This is a genomic window from Polaribacter litoreus (genome assembly GCF_054584775.1).
Genome location: NZ_JBTLRD010000010.1, coordinates 103278 through 123107, shown reverse-complemented (window position 1 = coordinate 123107; position 19830 = coordinate 103278). Strand labels below are relative to the sequence as shown.

Annotated in this window: 16 protein-coding genes and 1 pseudogene; 10 read left to right on the top strand and 7 right to left on the bottom strand. The window is 30.8% G+C overall.

Features of this window, described 5'->3' with window-relative positions; translation table 11 throughout:
- Nucleotides 1-65: 65 nt before the first annotated feature.
- From panC to radA, 4 genes are all read left to right on the top strand, one after another.
- The gene (panC, locus tag ACW9UN_RS10555) at nucleotides 66-917 is read left to right on the top strand and encodes a pantoate--beta-alanine ligase (protein WP_459486226.1); all 852 of its coding nucleotides are present in this window, start codon (nucleotides 66-68) and stop codon (nucleotides 915-917) included.
- Between the two features lie 25 nt (nucleotides 918-942).
- Nucleotides 943-1293: an aspartate 1-decarboxylase gene (gene panD, locus ACW9UN_RS10550; protein WP_459486225.1), complete on the top strand. Its 351-nt coding sequence runs from the start codon at nucleotides 943-945 to the stop codon at nucleotides 1291-1293.
- Nucleotides 1294-1295: 2 nt separating this feature from the next.
- Complete coding sequence (locus ACW9UN_RS10545) at nucleotides 1296-2240, top strand: lysylphosphatidylglycerol synthase transmembrane domain-containing protein (RefSeq protein WP_459486224.1); 945 nt, start codon at nucleotides 1296-1298, stop codon at nucleotides 2238-2240.
- A gap of 310 nt (nucleotides 2241-2550) precedes the next feature.
- The gene (gene radA, locus ACW9UN_RS10540) at nucleotides 2551-3912 is read left to right on the top strand and encodes a DNA repair protein RadA (protein WP_459486223.1); all 1362 of its coding nucleotides are present in this window, start codon (nucleotides 2551-2553) and stop codon (nucleotides 3910-3912) included.
- A 229-nt stretch (nucleotides 3913-4141) separates the two neighbouring features.
- On the opposite strand, the gene ACW9UN_RS10535 is transcribed toward radA, so the two are convergent.
- From ACW9UN_RS10535 to ACW9UN_RS10525, 3 genes are all read right to left on the bottom strand, one after another.
- Nucleotides 4142-4672 (bottom strand): plastocyanin/azurin family copper-binding protein, encoded by a 531-nt coding sequence (locus ACW9UN_RS10535; RefSeq protein ID WP_459486222.1) that lies wholly within the window; start codon nucleotides 4670-4672, stop codon nucleotides 4142-4144.
- 487 nt (nucleotides 4673-5159) lie between these two features.
- A complete protein-coding gene (locus tag ACW9UN_RS10530) occupies nucleotides 5160-5906 on the bottom strand; it encodes a uroporphyrinogen-III synthase (protein ID WP_459486221.1) in 747 nt (248 codons plus the stop codon).
- Nucleotides 5907-5925: 19 nt separating this feature from the next.
- On the bottom strand, nucleotides 5926-6567 hold the full coding sequence (locus ACW9UN_RS10525) for a DUF4271 domain-containing protein (RefSeq protein ID WP_459486220.1): 642 nt from the start codon (nucleotides 6565-6567) through the stop codon (nucleotides 5926-5928).
- 82 nt (nucleotides 6568-6649) lie between these two features.
- Between ACW9UN_RS10525 and ACW9UN_RS10520 the strand changes: the two genes are divergently transcribed.
- Genes ACW9UN_RS10520 through ACW9UN_RS10510 form a run of 3 tightly spaced genes read left to right on the top strand, consistent with a single transcriptional unit; the run spans nucleotide 6650 to nucleotide 9184 of the window.
- Nucleotides 6650-7378, top strand: a complete 729-nt coding sequence (locus ACW9UN_RS10520) for a polyprenol monophosphomannose synthase (RefSeq protein ID WP_459486219.1) — start codon at nucleotides 6650-6652, stop codon at nucleotides 7376-7378.
- Between the two features lie 2 nt (nucleotides 7379-7380).
- Complete coding sequence (locus ACW9UN_RS10515; protein WP_459486218.1) at nucleotides 7381-8718, top strand: dihydroorotase; 1338 nt, start codon at nucleotides 7381-7383, stop codon at nucleotides 8716-8718.
- Nucleotide 8719: 1 nt separating this feature from the next.
- Nucleotides 8720-9184 carry a DUF4296 domain-containing protein gene (locus tag ACW9UN_RS10510; protein WP_459486217.1) on the top strand — a complete coding sequence of 155 codons (465 nt, stop codon included), beginning with the start codon at nucleotides 8720-8722 and terminating at the stop codon, nucleotides 9182-9184.
- Here the strand turns inward: ACW9UN_RS10510 and ACW9UN_RS10505 are convergent.
- The gene (locus tag ACW9UN_RS10505; RefSeq protein WP_459486216.1) at nucleotides 9181-10185 is read right to left on the bottom strand and encodes an SDR family oxidoreductase; all 1005 of its coding nucleotides are present in this window, start codon (nucleotides 10183-10185) and stop codon (nucleotides 9181-9183) included. The genes ACW9UN_RS10510 and ACW9UN_RS10505 overlap by 4 nt on opposite strands.
- Before the next feature lie 152 nt (nucleotides 10186-10337).
- Here ACW9UN_RS10505 and tyrS point away from each other — a divergent pair, with 152 nt between their 5' ends.
- The 3 genes and pseudogenes from tyrS (at nucleotide 10338) to ACW9UN_RS10490 (ending at nucleotide 15911) form a co-directional block, all read left to right on the top strand.
- Nucleotides 10338-11630, top strand: a complete 1293-nt coding sequence (gene tyrS, locus ACW9UN_RS10500; protein WP_459486215.1) for a tyrosine--tRNA ligase — start codon at nucleotides 10338-10340, stop codon at nucleotides 11628-11630.
- Nucleotides 11631-11945: 315 nt separating this feature from the next.
- A pseudogene (locus tag ACW9UN_RS10495) lies at nucleotides 11946-13649 on the top strand (Eco57I restriction-modification methylase domain-containing protein); the annotation flags it as partial.
- 66 nt (nucleotides 13650-13715) lie between these two features.
- Nucleotides 13716-15911: a DUF8810 domain-containing protein gene (locus tag ACW9UN_RS10490; RefSeq protein ID WP_459486287.1), complete on the top strand. Its 2196-nt coding sequence runs from the start codon at nucleotides 13716-13718 to the stop codon at nucleotides 15909-15911.
- Nucleotides 15912-16636: 725 nt separating this feature from the next.
- Here the strand turns inward: ACW9UN_RS10490 and ACW9UN_RS10485 are convergent.
- The 3 genes from ACW9UN_RS10485 to mnmG form a co-directional block, all read right to left on the bottom strand.
- Nucleotides 16637-16771: a hypothetical protein gene (locus ACW9UN_RS10485; protein ID WP_459486214.1), complete on the bottom strand. Its 135-nt coding sequence runs from the start codon at nucleotides 16769-16771 to the stop codon at nucleotides 16637-16639.
- A gap of 178 nt (nucleotides 16772-16949) precedes the next feature.
- Nucleotides 16950-17807 carry a class I SAM-dependent methyltransferase gene (locus tag ACW9UN_RS10480; RefSeq protein ID WP_459486213.1) on the bottom strand — a complete coding sequence of 286 codons (858 nt, stop codon included), beginning with the start codon at nucleotides 17805-17807 and terminating at the stop codon, nucleotides 16950-16952.
- 113 nt (nucleotides 17808-17920) lie between these two features.
- Nucleotides 17921-19798, bottom strand: a complete 1878-nt coding sequence (mnmG, locus tag ACW9UN_RS10475; protein ID WP_459486212.1) for a tRNA uridine-5-carboxymethylaminomethyl(34) synthesis enzyme MnmG — start codon at nucleotides 19796-19798, stop codon at nucleotides 17921-17923.
- Nucleotides 19799-19830 lie beyond the last annotated feature (32 nt).

Here is a 19830-nt window from a genome sequence, read left to right as displayed (position 1 = left end):
TACAAATTTTTATGCTAATATGGTGTTAAATTGGTAAGTTTGCATCCGTTATACAGCCTTTTACCATGAACATTTTTACTGAAAAGCAATCTATAAAAGTTTACCTGTCTAAGCTAAAAGCTCAAAATAAAACCATTGGTTTTGTACCTACTATGGGCGCTTTACATCAAGGTCATTTATCATTAATAAAAAAAGCTAAAGAAAAAAACGACCTTGTTGTGGTTAGTATTTTTGTTAATCCTACGCAATTCAACAATAAAGAAGATTTAGCAAAATACCCTAAAACATTAGACAACGACACAAATCTTTTATTGGGTGTTTCTTGCGATGTTCTTTTTCATCCAACTGTAGAAGAAATTTACGACAAAAACATTATTTCTCAAAAATTCGATTTCGACGGATTAGAGCATGAGATGGAAGGTAAATTTAGAGATGGGCATTTTAATGGTGTAGGCACTATTGTAAAAACACTCTTCGAAATTATAGAACCGGACAGAGCTTATTTTGGTAAAAAAGACTTTCAGCAGCTACAAATCATCAAAAAAATGGTGAAAAAAAACAGAATTCATGTTAAAATAAAAGGCTGTAAAATTTTTAGAGAAGAAGATGGTTTAGCAATGAGTTCTAGAAACGCCAGACTAACAGACAACCAAAGAAAAGCTGCCCCGTTTATATATGAAACGCTAAAAAAAGCAAAAAAGAAATTTAAAAAAGAAAGTGCTAGCAAGGTTATAGCCTGGGTAGAAAATCAATTCGAAAATCAAGATGAATTGGCTTTAGAGTATTTTACCATTGCTGAAGAAAAAACGTTAAAAACTATAAAAAACAAAGAATCTGGCAAAAAATACAGAGCGTTTATCGCAGTTTTTGCAGGTGATATTAGATTGATTGATAACATTCGTTTAAAAAACAATTAACCAAAAAAAACTGTATTTTTGCAACATGTTAGTACAAGTAGTAAAATCTAAAATCCACCGTGTAAAAGTTACAGGTGCAGATTTAAATTATATAGGAAGCATTACCATTGATGAAGATTTAATGGATGCTGCAGGTATTATAGAAGGAGAACGTGTGCAGATTGTTAATAATAATAACGGAAATCGTTTAGAAACTTATGCAATTCCTGGCCCACGAAAAAGTGGAGAAATTACCCTAAATGGTGCAGCTTCTAGATTAGTTGCTGTAGGTGATGTTTTAATTCTAATTGTGTATGCTTTTATGGAACTAGAACAAGCCAAAACGTTTAAACCAAAACTCGTTTTTCCTAACGAAAAAGACAACACCCTTACTTAATTTTGGACATCAAAAAAATTTTAAAAACCATACTACCTCTCGCTTTGGGAGGTTTTTTAGTTTGGTATTCTTTGTCTGATATTTCAATTGAAACATTAGGCCTATATTTTAAAGAAGCCAATTATGGATGGATATTTCTTGGGTTATTTTTTGGTATCTTGAGTCACCTTTCTAGAGCCTATAGATGGAAGTTTATGCTAGAGCCTTTAGGTTTTAAACCAAAATTTACCAATAGTGTTTTAGCAGTTTTAGTGGGCTATTTGGTTAATTTAGCTTTGCCAAGAGCTGGAGAAATTTCAAGAGCAACAGTAATGGCAAATTATGAAGATATTCCTTTCGAAAAAGGTTTTGGAACTATCGTAGCAGAACGATTGGCAGATTTAATTATGATGCTTTCTATTGTTGCCATAACGCTTTTTGTTCAATTCGATTTTATTTACAATTTGTTAACTAAAAACTTCGATCCTACAAAAATTATCATTGGTTTTATCATCTTAATTATTGGGTTCTTTGTTTTTTCATCCTTTGTAAAAAAGGCAGAATCTGGTTTTTTATTAAAAATTAAAACCTTTGTTTCGGGTTTAATTGAAGGAGTTACCAGCATTTTTAAAATGAAAAATAAGTGGGCATTTATAGCTCACACTATTTTTATTTGGGTAATGTATGTGGCCATGTTTTGGGCAACAATACCTGCTATTGAAGGTTTAAACGTTCCTTTTGGAGGAATTTTAATAGGCTTTATTGCTGGTGGATTTTCTATTGCTGCTACTAATGGCGGAATTGGTTTATACCCAATTGCTGTGGCTGGAGCTTTAGCCTTGTTTAATATTCCAACAGAACCTGCAACCGCTTTTGGATGGATTATGTGGACTGCACAAACTGCCATGGTAATTGTTTTTGGAGGGTTAGCATTTGCACTACTTCCTGTTGTAAATAAAAACAAATAGCTTAACGTAATTTTTCTTAAAAGTTTCATATAGAACTTGGGCGTTCCCTAAAGGTCGCGCTTTCACTACTCGCTTTTTTATTTTATCAAATAAAAAGAGCTCAAACAGGTCGTTCAATCGCTAACGCAACTATTTGCCAGCAACAAGAAAAATCCAAAAACCTTTTTTTATTTAGCAGAGAAAACTTTTTCAAAATAAAAAGACCCTTCAGGTTTTTAAAACCTGAAGGGTCTATATTAAAAAATAGATATTTATAATCTAACTTTACTTTGTAACTTTACGCCTTTCAAACTTTGCAACTCTAATAAAAATGGCCAAAACCAAAACAACTTTTTTCTGTCAGAACTGTGGAACTCAACATGCAAAATGGGTAGGACAATGTGGTGCTTGTAAAGAGTGGAATACCATTGTTGAAGAAGTAATTCAGAAAGAAGAAAAACGAGTTTGGAAACAATCTACCACAGCAAAACAATCGGTTAACAAACCTTTAAAAATTGCTGATATTGTTCTAAATCCTGAAGAACGAGTAATCACTAAAAACAACGAATTAGATACCGTTTTAGGTGGTGGTTTGGTAAAAGGTTCTGTAACTCTTTTAGGTGGTGAACCTGGTATTGGAAAATCGACATTATTATTACAAGTTGCTTTAAACATCAGTCAAAAAGTATTGTATGTTTCTGGTGAAGAAAGTCAATCTCAAATAAAAATGAGAGCAGAACGTTTAGATGCTGAAAACTCTAATTGTTTAATTTTAACAGAAACCAATACCCAACAAATCTTTAAAAATATCGAAGAAACTGAGCCAGAAGTTTTGGTAATAGATTCTATTCAAACTTTACATACAAATGCAATAGAAGCTTCTCCTGGAAGCATTTCTCAAATTAGAGAAACGAGTGCAGAATTGATAAAATTTGCCAAAGAAACTGCAACACCTGTTCTCTTAATTGGTCATATCAACAAAGAAGGAAACATTGCAGGACCCAAGATTTTAGAACATATGGTTGATGTGGTTTTACAATTTGAAGGCGATAGAAATCATACGTATAGAATTTTAAGAAGTCAGAAAAACAGATTTGGTTCTACATCAGAATTAGGGATTTATGAAATGTTGTCTAATGGTTTGCGCGAAATTTCTAATCCGTCAGAAATTTTAATTTCTAAAAAAGATGCAGATTTAAGCGGAACTGCAATTGCATCAACTTTAGAAGGAATACGACCTTTAATGATTGAAATTCAAGCTTTGGTTTCTACAGCAGTTTACGGAACTCCACAACGTTCTACAACAGGTTACAATCTAAAAAGGTTAAATATGTTATTGGCGGTTTTAGAAAAAAGAGCAGGATTTAAATTGGGTGCAAAAGATGTGTTTTTAAATATTACTGGCGGAATTAATGTTGATGATCCTGCTATTGATTTGGCTGTGGTTGCAGCAATTTTATCATCCAATCAAGATATTGCCATTAACCCTAATGTTTGTTTTGCAGCAGAGGTTGGTTTGGCTGGTGAAATTAGACCTGTATCAAAAATTGATCAACGTATATTAGAAGCAGAAAAGTTAGGTTACAAAAGTTTTGTTGCTTCGAAATACAATAAAATATCCTCTAAAAATCATTCTATAAGACTAATTTTAGTTGGTAAAATTGAAGAGGCTTTTGCAACTTTGTTTGCTTAATTTAGAGCCTTTATAGAAACGTCACTTATCCGCAATTTTAGATGAAATTTTCAGCATTAAAGAGACTGCCTAAAAAGCAAAGTGAGCTATCATTTTTAGCAAAATTGAGAAAAATCCATAACATTGAATTATGATAAATAAAATCTCTCTGATAGTAGAAATGATGCGTTTTTGAAGTGTTTTAGACAGTCTCTTTTTTAAGAAAATGATAACTATTGTAATTTTATGTTTAAATTACCACAAACTTACCTTTCATAGAAACATAATGCCCTGGAAAAGAACAAATAAACCTGTAAGTTCCAACTTCTGGTGCATCAAATTCTATTGTAGTTTCTTCACCTCCACCAATTAACTTTGTATGCACAATAACATCCTTTGAATTTTCGGGTATGTATTCATTAGAAACGGCCTTTGCTGCATCTCTGGCAAAAGAAGACATGCTAACCCCTTTTTGAAGTAAAACAAAATTATGGCCCATTACTTCTTTTTTTAATTTTCCAGTATGTTTAAGCGTAATTTTTACTTTTTGCCCTCCTTTTACCTTCAAAATTTCTTTACTAAATCTAGAAATATCACTTGATGTTAAAATGATATCGTTAGATAATTCAACATCACTGTATAAATCAACTTTTGCTTTGGTTTCCTTTGGCTTTTTTATTTCTTTCTTATAGCTCGGTTCTTCTTTCTTTTTTTCTTTTCCACCACAATTTGCAAGTGTTAATAAAACTAAAAATAAAAGAGGTAATTTAAATAATTTCATGTTTTGTTTAATTTTTAAGTTTATACTTTAAACAAAATTAACAACTATCATAAGAAATCTATAAATTAAAATGATAAAATTTAATTAAAATTAGTAGAGTGAGTTCGATTTTAAAAACCCCTATTTATCTAATTGATCCATTTTTTATTGATTATAAAAATGATTATGAAGATAAGTTCGACATAAGAACTATGGTTTAACTAGATTCCATTTTGTTATTCAAAACGAATGTTACTTAGAATGGAAAGGAAAAATCTTGATAAAATTAAGAGATTTCTCAACTGCGCTCTTTTGATTATAAACACTAAACCAAATGAATTATGTTTAACAATATTGGATGAGGAAATGAATTTACTGTTCCTAGAATAAAACGATTTAAAACCGCGAGAACTATTTTTAAATTTGTAATATATAAAGTACGCTAAAACAAGAAACCAAGCATTTCTGCTTGGCTTTGTATATTACAAAAAATTATTTTTTGAATAGATTATTTTTTATTTACCTCTTTAATATATTTATCTAAAGCCATAGTCATAGAAGGTGTTTCTTTAGAAGGTGCAACAATATCGCACTTTAAACCTGCTTCTGTTACTGCTTTAACTGTAGAGTTTCCAAATGCTGCAATTCTAGTTTGATTTTGTTTAAAATTTGGGAAATTTTTGAACAATGATTCAATTCCTGATGGACTAAAGAACACCAAAACATCGTAAAATACATCCTCTAAGTCAGACAAATCACTAACTACTGTTCTGTACAAATCTACCCTTTTCCAATTTACTCCTAACTTATCTAACTCTTCAGGAATAGATGGTTTTAATTTATCTGAAGAAGGCAGTAAAAATTTTTCTGTTTTATGTTTCTTAATTAGTTTCGTTAATTCAGGAAAAGTTCTATTTCCAACGTAAATTTTACGTTTTCTGTACACCACATATTTTTGTAAATAATATGCCACAGCTTCAGATTGGCAAAAATATTTCATAGCATCTGGCACCTTAAAACGCATTTCTTCAGCTATTCTAAAAAAATGATCTACTGCATTTCTACTTGTTAAAATGATAGCAGTAAATTTAGACAAATCAATTTTTTCTGCTCTCACCTCTTTTACAGGTATTCCTTCTACGTGAATAAAAGATCGAAAATCTATTTTAACTTTTTGTTTATCAGACAAATCAAAATAAGGAGAGGTTTCTGTCTTTGGTGCTGGTTGGGAAACCAATATAGTTTTCACTTTCATACGCTTTGTATTTTTGTATTTAAAACATCAATTTAAAAACTACAAATAGCGGTGCTATTTCGAGGGCGCAAATATACAAAATAAAATAAAACAACTTATTAAAAATCAGCTTTTTATTTCTTGCAACCAAGAACAGATATCGTAAAACGAATAGAAAGGCTGCAAAAAACAACAAGTATTGCTTAAGCATGTAAGAATATTCAACAACAATTAAAGCTATATATAATAAAAAAGAGATACTGTACAGATAACTGTTTTTTAAATTTACAAAAAACTGCACCCTTTTTTTAATCATAAATAGCAGTAACAAAGAATACTCTAAAATTCTTTTTACCACAAAATAAAGCAATACATAGGAAAATATGGATAAAAATGCTTGTAAACCCGTTTTTGATTCTGGTAATTTATATAATTTAAATTGATATACTAAATAGGAAAACACCAATGTAGAAAACATAAAAATTAAAAGTTGAAATCCTTTAAAAAAGGATGTTATTTCTACATCTTTATCTCCAAGAATTGTAAACCTAGAAAATGCAAAAAAATTTTCTTTTAGTTTTTTTGAATTAATGAATTTCAACACAACAATACCCGAAAATAATATTAAGAATAATAGTGTTACCCAATCATTTGTTTGTACTATTTTATCAACGGCTTGCAATTAACTTTTATTTATAATTCATTTACACAAAATTAGTGATTAAATAGTGTATATTTGCCTACTTTCTACTGAAAATTAATTTATGTCAGACGCTTTAATAATCATCCCTACCTATAACGAAAAAGAAAATATTGAAGCTATAATCAGAGCAACTTTTAAGCAAAAAAAAGCATTTCATATTCTTATTGTTGATGATAATTCTCCTGATGGAACTGCAAGAATTGTAACCCAATTAATGAGTGAATTTCCCAATCAACTTTTCATCGAAAAAAGACAAGAAAAAAATGGTTTAGGTACTGCATATATTCATGGTTTTAAGTGGGCTTTGTCAAAAAAATATGACTACATTATTGAGATGGATGCAGATTTTTCTCATAATCCAGAAGATTTAATAAGGTTGTATAATGCTTGTTATAATAATGGTGCAGACGTTTCTGTAGGATCTAGATACGTAAACAATCAAGTTAATGTAGTAAATTGGGATATAAAACGTTTACTACTCTCTTACTTTGCTTCTAGATACGTGCGTTTTGTAACAAGAATTCCCATTTTTGACACTACAGCAGGTTTTGTGTGTTGGAACAGAAAAGTATTAGAAACCATACAGTTAGATAAAATAAAATTTATAGGCTATGCTTTTCAGATAGAAATGAAGTTTAAGGCCTGGAAACATAAATTTAAGATTAAAGAAGTTTCTGTTATTTTTACAGACAGAAATTTAGGTGCATCAAAAATGAGCGGAAACATTATTTCTGAAGCTCTTTTTGGAGTAATAAAAATGAGATTAAAAGGATTACCAAAACACAAATAGCCATGAGTAGTTACTTAATAAAAAATGCAACAATTGTAAATGAGAATACCACTTTTAAAGGTGATGTACTCATAGAAAATGAGATCATTAAAAAAATTTCATCAAAAATTAACGTTACAGAAAATATAGAAATTATTGATGCTGAAGGAAAGTATTTAATTCCTGGTTTTATTGATGATCAAGTACATTTTAGAGAACCTGGTTTAACCCATAAAGCAAACATTGCTACAGAAAGTAAAGCCGCAGTTGCTGGCGGAATTACCACATTTATAGAGCAACCCAATACAGTACCACAGGCAACAACACAAAAATTATTAGAAGATAAATTTCAAATAGCAGCAAAAGATTCGTACACCAATTATTCATTTATGTTTGGTGGTACTAATGATAATTTAGATGAATTATTAAAAACTGATCCAAAAATGGTTGCTGGTATAAAGTTGTTTTTGGGTTCGTCTACAGGAAATATGTTGGTAGATGATGTAGAAGTTTTAGAAAAGATTTTTTCATCAACCAAAATGATTATTTCTGTACATTGTGAAGATGAAGCAACTATTAGAAAAAACACAGCCGCTTACAAAGAAAAATTTGGTGATAATATTCCTATAAAATACCATCCAATCATTAGAAGTGAAGAAGCTTGCTACATTTCATCATCTAAAGCTATTGAATTGGCTAAAAAAACAGGCGCTCGTTTGCACATTTTTCATGTTTCTACAGCTAAAGAAACGGAGTTGTTTAGAAACGATATCCCTTTAGAAGAAAAGCAAATTACTGCAGAGGTTTGCGTGCATCATTTATGGTTTAACGATACAGATTACGAAGAAAAAGGCACGTTTATTAAATGGAATCCTGCAGTAAAAACCGAAAAAGACAGATTAGGTTTATGGAAAGCTTTATTAGATGATAGAATTGATGTTTTGGCTACAGATCACGCTCCACATACATTAGCGGAAAAACAAAATGTATACACAAAAGCACCAAGTGGTGGGCCATTAGTACAACATGCAGTAACTGCTATTTTAGAAAAAGTAAAAGAAGGCGTTATTTCAATTGAAAAAGCCGTAGAAAAAATGAGCCATAACCCTGCAAAATTATTTCAAATTAAAAAGAGAGGATTTATTAAAGAAGGCTTCTATGCAGATGTGGTACTTATTGATCCTAAAAAATCTTGGACAGTTGCTAAAGACAATATTTTATACAAATGTGGTTGGTCTCCATTTGAAGGAACCACCTTTTCATCTCAAATTACACACACTTTTGTAAACGGAAACTTAATGTATAATAATGGTGTTTTTAACGAAGATATTAAAGGTAAGCGCTTAACATTTAACCGTTAATATGAAAAAAATTAGCCTTTTATTTCTATTTATTTTCGCAGCTTCTTGTACAAGTAATACCATTTTTGAAAAGCCAAAAGACTTGATTCCTAAAGATACTATGAGTCTTTTACTACAAGAGTTGGTTATTGCAAGTTCTTCTAAATTTATCAAAAATAAAAACCAAGAAAAAAAGATAAATTATATGCCTTTAGTGTATGATCGTTTTAAAATTGATAGTACTCGTTTTCAAAACAGTAATCTGTATTATATGAGTACAATAGACGATTATCAAGAAATTGTGGAAAATGCTAAACAAAACTTAGAAAAACAAAAAGCTGTTTTTGATAAAATAAAAACAATAAAAGACTCTATAAGAACAGATTCTTTAGAAAAAGTAAGACTGTTAAAAAAGAAAAAGGATTCTATAAAAAAGATTGACTTAAATAAAAAAGATTCTTTAATAATTGAGAAAGATTACAATTAAGATTTAAGATAGTTGTTACAAATATTTCGAATAGAATCATCTAAAGTTTTAAATTGAAAACTCAATTCTTTTTTAATTTTTTTAGATGAGTATCTAGAAATAGAATGTGCACTTTTAGCTGAATATTTGCTTAGCAAAGGTGCTTTTCCAGTAATTTTTGAAATCAACCAAGCAAGTCTCCAAAACACAGTAGTTTGCCAAGGTTTTATTTGTATTGATGGCCTTTTTTTACCAAAAGCATCTGCTATGGTAAAGAAAACCTCTTTAAAAGATTTGTTTTCGGCAACCAAAATAAAGCGTTCGTTTTTTACATCAGCATTCATCAATTGTATCATTGATTGTACCACATCTTTTACACCCACAAAACCTGTTACACCTTCTGTATAATACTTAAACCCATAATACACTTGACTAAATAATTTACCAGAACCAGCAGTCCAAAAACCACTTCCTAAAATAATACCGGGGTTTACAATAACCACATCAACTCCTTCTTGGCTTGCCCTCCAAACTTCCATTTCTGCACCAAATTTGGTAATCGAATAGCCACTATTATCCAATTCTTTATTCCATTCGCATTCTTCTGTAATTACTTCATTTTCGTTTTTAGGCTCGCCAACAGCAGCAATAGAACTTACAAAACAAAGCTTATCAATTTTAGCATCAATAGCAAGGTTGGCAATAATTGCGGTTCCATGTATATTTACTTTACGCATTTCTCTGTAATCCTTAGCATCAAAAGAAATAAAGGCAGCACAATGATATACTTGTTTTATCTCTTTAAAAGCTAAAATCATTACAGGTACTTTTGTAATATCTGCTTCAAACCATTCTATCTTATCAAAAAGCGAAGCATCAGAAGTATAATACGAAAAGACATTTTTTACCTTTTCTAAAGAGGATTTTGTTCTATAAATGGCTCTAATTTTATCATTCTCTAAGCATAAATGATACAATAAATGCGACCCCACTAAACCAGTACCTCCTGTAACTAAAATCATATTACGAATTTAGTATATTTTGGTTGATAAACTTATATTTGCCAATCGAATTTAAAAGACTATTTAATACGTCATTGCGAGTTTAGAAAGCAACCTTTTATTTTAATAAAAAGAGTATTTCTGTTTGTTTGTAATGACATTACGTTTATACAATGAAAAACTTTATTGAAGAATTACAATGGCGTGGAATGTTACACGACACTATGCCTGGAACTGAAGAACATCTTTTAGAACAAATGAGAAGTGCTTATGTTGGTTTTGACCCAACAGCAGATTCTTTACATATTGGTAATTTAGTACCTATTATGTTATTGGCTCATTATCAAAGATGTGGTCATAAACCTATTGCTTTGGTGGGTGGTGCAACTGGTATGATTGGAGATCCTTCTGGTAAATCTGCAGAACGTAATTTGTTAGATGAAAAAACATTAAGACATAACCAAGAATGTGTAAAAGCGCAATTGGGTCATTTTTTAGATTTTACTTCGGATGCTGAAAATGCAGCAATTCTAGTAAACAATTACGATTGGATGAAAGATATTTCGTTCTTAGAATTTATTAGAGATGTGGGCAAACACATTACCGTAAATTACATGATGGCAAAAGATTCTGTAAAAAATAGAATTGGTGCAGCATCTAAAGAGGGAATGTCTTTTACAGAGTTTACTTACCAAATGGTTCAAGGTTATGACTTTTTACATTTGTTTAGAGAAAATGCAACAACGCTGCAAATGGGGGGTTCTGATCAATGGGGAAATATCACTACTGGAACAGAGTTGATTCGTAGAATTGGTAATGGAAAAGGCTATGCCATTACTTGCCCATTAATTACGAAATCAGATGGGTCTAAATTCGGAAAATCAGAAGGGGGTAATGTTTGGTTAGATGCCAAGAGAACATCACCTTATAAATTTTACCAATATTGGTTAAATACGTCTGATGAAGATGCAGAAAAGTATATTAAAATCTTTACTTTTTTAGATGAAGAAACCATTAATTCTTTAATTAATGAGCACAAAGATGCACCACATACAAGAGTTTTACAAAAACGTTTAGGAGAAGAAGTAACAGTTTTAGTTCACGGAAAAGAAGAATATGATAAAGCAATTGCAGCTTCTAATATTTTATTCGGTAAATCTACAGCTGCTGATTTAAAATCTTTAGACGAGCAAACCTTTTTAGATGTTTTTGATGGTGTACCACAAGCAACAATTGCTACAGAAGATATTGCAGAGGGTTTAGATATGATTGGAGCCTTAGCTGCAAAAACCAACTTTTTAAAATCGAATGGAGATGCTAGAAGAGCATTAAAAGAAAATTCAATTTCTGTGAATAAAGAAAAAGTAAACGATAGTTTTACCATTACTACTAATGATTTAATTGCTGATAAATATGTATTGTTACAACGTGGTAAAAAGAACTATTTTCTTTTAAAAGTGCACTAGCTTTTAAAAAAACCTATTAAAAATAATAAAGGCTGTCTGATAAGTAAATCTATATATCATTTTGAGCGAAGCCGAAAAATCTATGTATTTAATTATCAATAAATAAGATTTCTCCATTACAGTCGAAATGACAAATTTTAATACTTTTCAGACAGCATCATTTTAATGTATAAACTAAAACTAATAGCTTACAACTCCCTCACTACACTTACACAACAAGGTTGTACACAAGCTAAAACCAGCCACAAAAAACCAAATGAGCTGTTTTTTTGCCATCACTCAGATTATTACTAAATTTGAAGAAAAAGATACACTATGAGCCTGTTTCAAAACGCTGTTTTAAACAAATATTTAAAAGGACTACAGCCAGAAAAAATTGAAAAAGCTTACCAAAAATTTACAAGTCATTTTCATAATCCTACAATTCAAGAAAACATTAGAAACTCGAAAGAGGAACAATATCAAGGCGAATTTCTAATTGACCTTTTTGTAAACGTTTTAGGCTACACCAAAAACCCAACACCTCACTTTAATCTCACAACAGAATTAAAAAATATAAAAGGCTCAAAAAAAACAGATGGCGCAATTTTATCAAGGGTGCATGCTCCCTCGCCAAATGATAGCTCAGAAAATGCTCACTTGGTAAAAGCACTTGCTGTAATTGAACTCAAAGGCACTAACACAACCGATTTAAGCAAAGTAGAAACCCAAGCATTTGGCTATAAAAACAACCAACCAGGTTGTAATTATGTCATTACTTCCAACTTTGAAAAATTACGTTTTTATATTGACAATGCCGTTGATTTTGAAGAATTTAATCTCTTTCAACTTACAAAAGAACGTTTTAATTTACTATGGCTTTGCCTATCATCAGAATATCTTTTAAAAAACGTTCCTAAAAAAATTAAGGATGAATCGTTAACACAAGAAGAAAACGTTACCAAAAAATTATACAAAGATTACGCTTCATTTAGAAACGAGATTTTTGATGCCATTCAAAAAGAAAACCCTGCATACGACAAACTAACGTTATTCAAGAAAACACAAAAATTACTCGACCGCTTTCTATTTATCTTTTTTGCAGAAGATAGATTGTTGTTACCACCAAACTCAATCCGTTCTATTGTAAATCAATGGACTGATTTACGTGATAAATACGACGAATATTTCCCACTATACAACCGATTTAAAAAATATTTCGGGTATATGAATACAGGGCACAAAGGGCAACAACACGATATTTTTGCATACAATGGCGGACTTTTTGCACCAGACGAAATTTTAGACAACATTAAAATCAATGACAATTTACTTTACAAACACACCCTTAATTTAAGCAACTACGATTTTGAGAGTGAAGTAAGCGTAAATATTCTTGGGCACATTTTTGAACATTCGTTAAACGATATCGACGAAATTCAGGCAGAAATACAAGGCATTACAACAGACCAAAGCAAAACCAAACGTAAAAAAGACGGCGTTTTTTATACACCAAAATACATTACCAAATACATTGTAGATCATACAGTTGGCAAACTTTGTGAAGAAAAGAAAATAGAACTAAACATACAAGAAGCAGAATACGAAAAGGAACGCAAAGGAAGAAAAAAAACAACCATAAAAAAACTATCACAAAAATTAGAAGAATACAGAAAATGGTTATTGCAAATTACTATTTGTGACCCAGCTTGTGGTAGTGGCGCTTTTTTAAACCAAGCCTTAGAATTTTTAATTGCAGAACATCAATACATAGACGAGTTGCAAGCCAAATTGTTTGGAGATACAATGGTATTAAGCGAAGTTGAAAACGCCATTTTAGAAAACAATTTGTTCGGTGTAGATATTAACGAAGAAAGTGTTGAAATTGCTAAACTTTCACTTTGGTTAAGAACAGCACAAAAAGGTAGAAAATTAACATCATTAAACAGCAATATTAAATGCGGTAACAGTTTAATTGACAACCCAAGTGTTGCAGGAGATAAAGCCTTTCATTGGCAAAAAGAGTTTCCTACGGTATTTAAAGAAAAAGATAAAAAAGCATACCATATAACAACTGCCCTGCACGATAGTAGAACATCGCAACGAATGATAGATTATAAAGTGCGGCAAAAACGTGATGGAGGTACTAATCCTTTGCCTAATTATACCAAGCTTACGCCAGAAGAAGAAGTAATAATCACCAAAGAAATTATAGCCATAGCAGAAGAAAAGAAACTAAACATAATGAGCTATAACATTTGTGGAGACCATATACATTTACTGCTAGTTTGTGAAGAGGAAGAAGTGCCTAAGATGATGCAAATCATAAAAGCCAAAACAGCCAGAAAAATAAATATACATAGAGGGGTTACCACAACTGGGCAGCATAACAATAAGCCTACGAGTTCAACAAGGGAGCCTGCTCCCTTGAGTACAACAAGGGAGCCTGCTCCCTTGAGTATAACAAAAGAGCCTGCTCCCTTGAGTATAACAAAGGAGCCTGCTCCCTTGAATACAACAAAAGAGCCTGCTCCCTTGCCTGGAAGAGGCAAAAAACAAAATAGCCTATGGACACAAAAATATGGCTGTAAAGACATAAAGGAAGATAACCAACTGTACAATACTGTAAACTATATACAAACCAACAGAACCAAACATGAATTACCCAGCAATAAGCAACTTCAATCCCTTCTGAACCACCCCATACTTAACCAAGATTATGATCATGCTTTTACACCACAATATACAGGTGGTTTTGATGTGGTGATTGGAAATCCGCCTTATGTTAGAAAACAAGGACTTGTAGAACATTATCCAGAAATGTGTAAGTACTATGAAAAAGAATTCCAATCCGCAACTGCAAATTATGATATCTATGCACTCTTTATGGAGCGAAGTTTTGAACTTATAAATAACAAAGGTATTGTTTCTTACATTTTACCTCATAAGTTTTTGGTAACCGATTTTGGTGAAGGAATTAGGCGATTCTTCAAAGATAAAACGGCTGTAGATAGCATTTTACATTTTGGTTCTGAAATGGTTTTTGCAGATGCTTCAACCTATACTTGTATTATAAACTTAAGCAAAAGCACAAAAGATAAGGTTTTATTTAAAAAAGTAAATCCTCTTGAGTTAGCCATGCCTTTTGAATGGGATTATATCCTGCTTGAAAATTTAAGCGAACAAAATTGGGATTTGCAAAGTCAAAAAATCTATGATACCATTAAAAAATTAAAACAACAACCTTTCACTGTTGATGATGTTTTTGATAATATTTTCCAAGGAATTGCAACAAGTCTAGATGCGGTTTATGTTTTTGAAGGAGTTGATAAAGGAAATTATATTGAAGCATATAATGCCAAATATGATTATCGTTTTGAAATTGAAAAAACCTTAGCTAAACCTTATATTAAAGGAAATGAAATTTCAAAGTATAAGTCATTAAACAATCAATATTTTGTTTTCTTTCCATATGAAAATGGTCAAGCAGTTTCAGAAGAATCTATCAAAGCACAATTACCTAAAACCTATGCTTATCTGAAACATTTTGAAACTGAAATTAGAGGAAGAGAAAAAGGAAGAATGAATATTGAAGAAGGTTGGTATTTGTACATTTATCCTAAAAGTCTTACAAAATTTGGAAAGCCTAAAATAATGACCCAAGAAATCTCATTGGGTTGCAATATGACTTATGACGAAAAAGGAGAGTTTTATCATCCAACTACGATTTATTCCTTTGTGAAAAATGAAAAGTTTAAGGTTGATGAAAAATTTTATCTTGGCATATTAAACTCTAAAGTGATGTGGTTTTTCTTGAAAAACACCGGTACAGAATTAAGAGGTGGATATTTTAGATTTAAAACCAATTACCTAAAACCATTTCCACTTCCTGAAATTCCTACAGACGTAACAGCACTCATTAAAAATGTTAATTTAATGCTTTCTCTTAAGAAAGAGCTTCAAAAAGTAGGTAACAATTTATTGGGTTTATTAGCATCTAAATTTAACTTAACAAATCACTCAAAAAAACTTCAAAACTGGCACGAACTAAGCTTTGGAGAGTTTCTAAAAGAGTTAGAAAAAGCCCGTAAAAAATCTGCAAAAGAAAATAAAACAGAGTATAGCAAACTATCCTTAAGCGAAGAAGCAGAATGGATGCAGTATTTTAACGATCAAAAACAAAAAGCAACGAAATTAAAAGCAGAAATTGATAAAACGGACAAAGAAATAGACCAAATGGTTTATGAGTTGTACGGATTAACAGCAGATGAAATAAAAATTGTAGAAGAAGCCACTAAATAAAGAGTATTCATCAAAAAAAAAGCAATACCAATCATAAATTACAGCCCAACAACTTTAAGATATAGCGCAAAAGGGGTAAATTAGACACAACAAATCATAAGAAGTGAAAGAAACCAAATAAGGAACACAAAACCAACTACAAGGAGCAGACCAATAGCCATAAGGAAAAGAAAATAAACTGTAAGGAATACACCAAGACTTGTAAGGAATAGCCAAACATCCGTAAGGAAAAAGCAATAAACACAATAGTAACTAAAAACAATTGCAAAAATGGCAACAAAAAGAACATTATCAGAAGCAGAAACCTTAGAACAGTATAGAGTAGCACTCTAAAACACAGAAAGTCAAACAGAAATAGCCACTATTATGGCAGAATTTGGCTATGATGAAACCTTGTTAACAGAAGGCAAAACCTTATTAACAAAAACAAGAGAAGCCATTGACTTCAACAAAAAATAAGACGTCGAAACCACAGCATCTTAGGGTAATTTTTCCGCTACAAAAGAAAATTTAGCAAAAAGTCAAAAGAATAGGAAATTGTTAAAAGCATAAAAAGATTATGAACAATACCTACATAAGCTTTTCCAAAAATAAATAGACTAGTTTTAAAGTTTAAAATATCACTCCGAACTATTAAGGGCTCATCTAGTTCAATTATTATTAACAATGCTTTTAGATATAAAAATAATTGCAACCCTTTTAATGATGATAAGAGTTTGTAAAATTTAGATTTCTAAAAGAAAAGAAATTGCTTTACTAGGTTTAGCGCTTTCTGCAATCAGTTTCATTTTTATGCTTATTGGGCAACGTCTTGCAAAAGATGATCCAGGAGCAATGAGCTTAGGTGTCTGTTTTATCATTACCCTTTTAGCTGTATATTTATTAAATAACTAAAACCTATTAATTTATAATTTTACTATAAGATTTAACTATATAAAAACCCCTTAAAACGTAAGTTTTAAGGGGTTTTATTTATTTATCAAGGTATTTCTACTATTTTAAAAATAAATTAAATTTTAAGCTATTTAAAATCCGTTTTTACTTCTTTTTAAGTACATATATTAAAGAAGAATACTCATTTGTACTTTTTGCCTTTAAATTCGATTTGAATCCTTTAAAAAATGCAGCAATTGGTTTCATAGCACCAAATTTATATTTTTCACTTAACAAAGAAACATAGTAAGCATCAAACTTCATTGGCAATGTTTTTTCTACAATCATATTTTCTTTAGCAAATAATTTAGCAATTGATGTTTGAGAAAAATGCCACAAATGTCTGGGTACATCAAAAGCAGCCCAAAATTGTTGATAATGTTTTGCATCGTAACTTTTATAATTTGGCACAGCTATGATTAATTTACCATTTTTAGTAAGCAAGTTATATAAAGTAGAAATGTACTCTTCTAAATGTTCTACATGTTCTAAAACATGCCAAAGAGTAATTACATCAAATTGATGATTATTAAATTTTGATAGATCTTCTTCTAAAGTTATTCCTTTCTTTAAAGCAATATTTCTTGCTCCAAGATCTGGTTCTGATCCAAAAACATTCCAAGAATTGGTTGCACAAACTTTTAAAAAATCTCCTGTACCTGCCCCAACATCTAAAATGTTTTTAGAAGAAGTATTAAAAGAATTTATCAATTTTAGTTTTCTTTTTAAGGTGATGTTTTTTACAGATTGATACACTTTATCAAACAAAGATTTTTTAGAATCTGTGTGGGAAATATAATCTTCGCTTTTATAATAATCTCCTAAATTTTCAGGAACAGGAACTGTAACTAACATCTCAAACTCCTCATTCTTTTTTACCTGATAAACTTCACCAGAAACCGTAAAATCTTTACAGTCTAAAAAAGGTTGTAAATCTTTATAAAAATCAATTTTGTTATTCATTTATAATCATCTTAAAATTGAAATTCCTGCCTAAGCAGGAATTAAATATTGTGTTTTTTTTCTGATAAATTTTAGTTTGTTCCACGAGGAACATCTATTAAATTACAGATAATTTATCTACCCATATACACTAATAAAACAGAAATATCACTTGGAGAAACTCCACTAATTCTACTTGCTTGAGAAATAGAAGTTGGTTGAATTTTACTTAATTTTTCTCGAGCTTCAAAAGATAAAGATTTTACTTTTTGATAATTAAAACTAGAAGGAATCATTACATTTTCTAATCGATTTAACTTATCAGCATTATTCTTTTCTTTAGCGATATAACCAGAATATTTTAGGTGAATTTCTGCCTGTTCTATAACCTCTTTATCAATATCATTATCATTTATAAAAGTGCTTAGTTTATCAACATTTTTAAAATCAGAAAAATCTAATTGAGGTCTGGCAGCAATTTTAAAAAGCTTCATAGATTGATTTACCAATGCTAAATTTTTAGCTTCTAAAATAGGATTTATTTCCTCTTGCTTCACACTTGTTTTTTCTAAAAACTGAATTAATAAATCTGTTTTTCTTTGCTTTTCTAAAACACGATCCATTCTTTCTTTAGAAGCTAAACCCAACTCAAAAGCTTTAGGAGTTAACCTAAGATCTGCATTATCTTGTCTTAATAAAGTTCTATATTCTGCTCTAGACGTAAACATTCTATAAGGCTCTTCTGTACCTTTTGTAATTAAATCATCAACTAAAACACCAATATAAGCTTCGTTTCTTTTTAAGATAAATGGTTCTTTATCTTGTACTTTTAAAGCTGCGTTTACACCTGCCATTAATCCTTGAGCTGCTGCTTCTTCGTAACCTGTTGTTCCATTAATTTGACCCGCAAAGAATAAATTCTTAATCAGTTTTGTTTCTAAAGAATGTGTTAGTTGCGTTGGTGGAAAATAATCGTATTCTATTGCATAACCATATCTAAAAAACTTTACATTTTCGAAACCTGGTATAGCTCTTATTGCTTTGTCTTGAATATCTTCTGGAAGCGATGTAGAAAAACCATTTACATACATTTCGCAAGTAGTCCATCCTTCTGGTTCTACAAATATTTGATGCCTTTCTTTTGTTGCAAAACGATTGATTTTATCTTCTACAGATGGACAATATCTTGGTCCTGTAGATTTAATTCTACCATTAAACATCGGAGATCTATCAAAGCCTTCTTTTAATAATTCGTGTACCTCTAAATTGGTATACGTTAAATAACAAGAACGTTGTTTGGTTAGGTTTTTAGTAACTGGTAAATAAGAAAATTTCTCTGTATTTTCATCACCTGGTTGTTCTATCATTTTAGAATAATCTAATGAACGACCATCAACTCTTGGTGGTGTTCCAGTTTTCATTCTACCAGCTTCAAAACCTTTAGCAACTAAATCTTCGGTTATTCCTGTAGAAGCTCCTTCTCCTGCTCTACCACCACCAAATGTTTTTTCTCCAATATGGATTAATCCATTTAAAAAAGTACCTGCAGTTATTACAACAGTTTTAGCTTTTATCTCTAAACCTAAAGCAGTTTTAACTCCAATAATTTTATCATCTTTAAACAATAAACCATTTACAGAATCTTGATAAAAATCTAAATTTTCAGTTTGCTCTAACATGGTTCTCCAACATTCTGCAAACTGCATTCTATCAGATTGTGCTCTTGGACTCCACATAGCAGGTCCTTTGGATTTATTTAGCATTTTAAACTGAATAGCTGTCTTATCTGTTACAATAGCACTATACCCTCCTAAGGCATCAATTTCACGAACTATTTGTCCTTTAGCAATTCCACCCATTGCAGGATTACAACTCATTTGTGCAATGTTTTGCAAGTTCATTGTAATTAATAAAGTGTGTGCACCCATATTTGCAGCTGAAGCAGCAGCTTCACTTCCTGCATGCCCTCCACCTACTACAATAACATCGTATGTTGTTGAAAATAAACTCATTTTTTTAAAAGTAGTTCCACGTGGAACTTTAA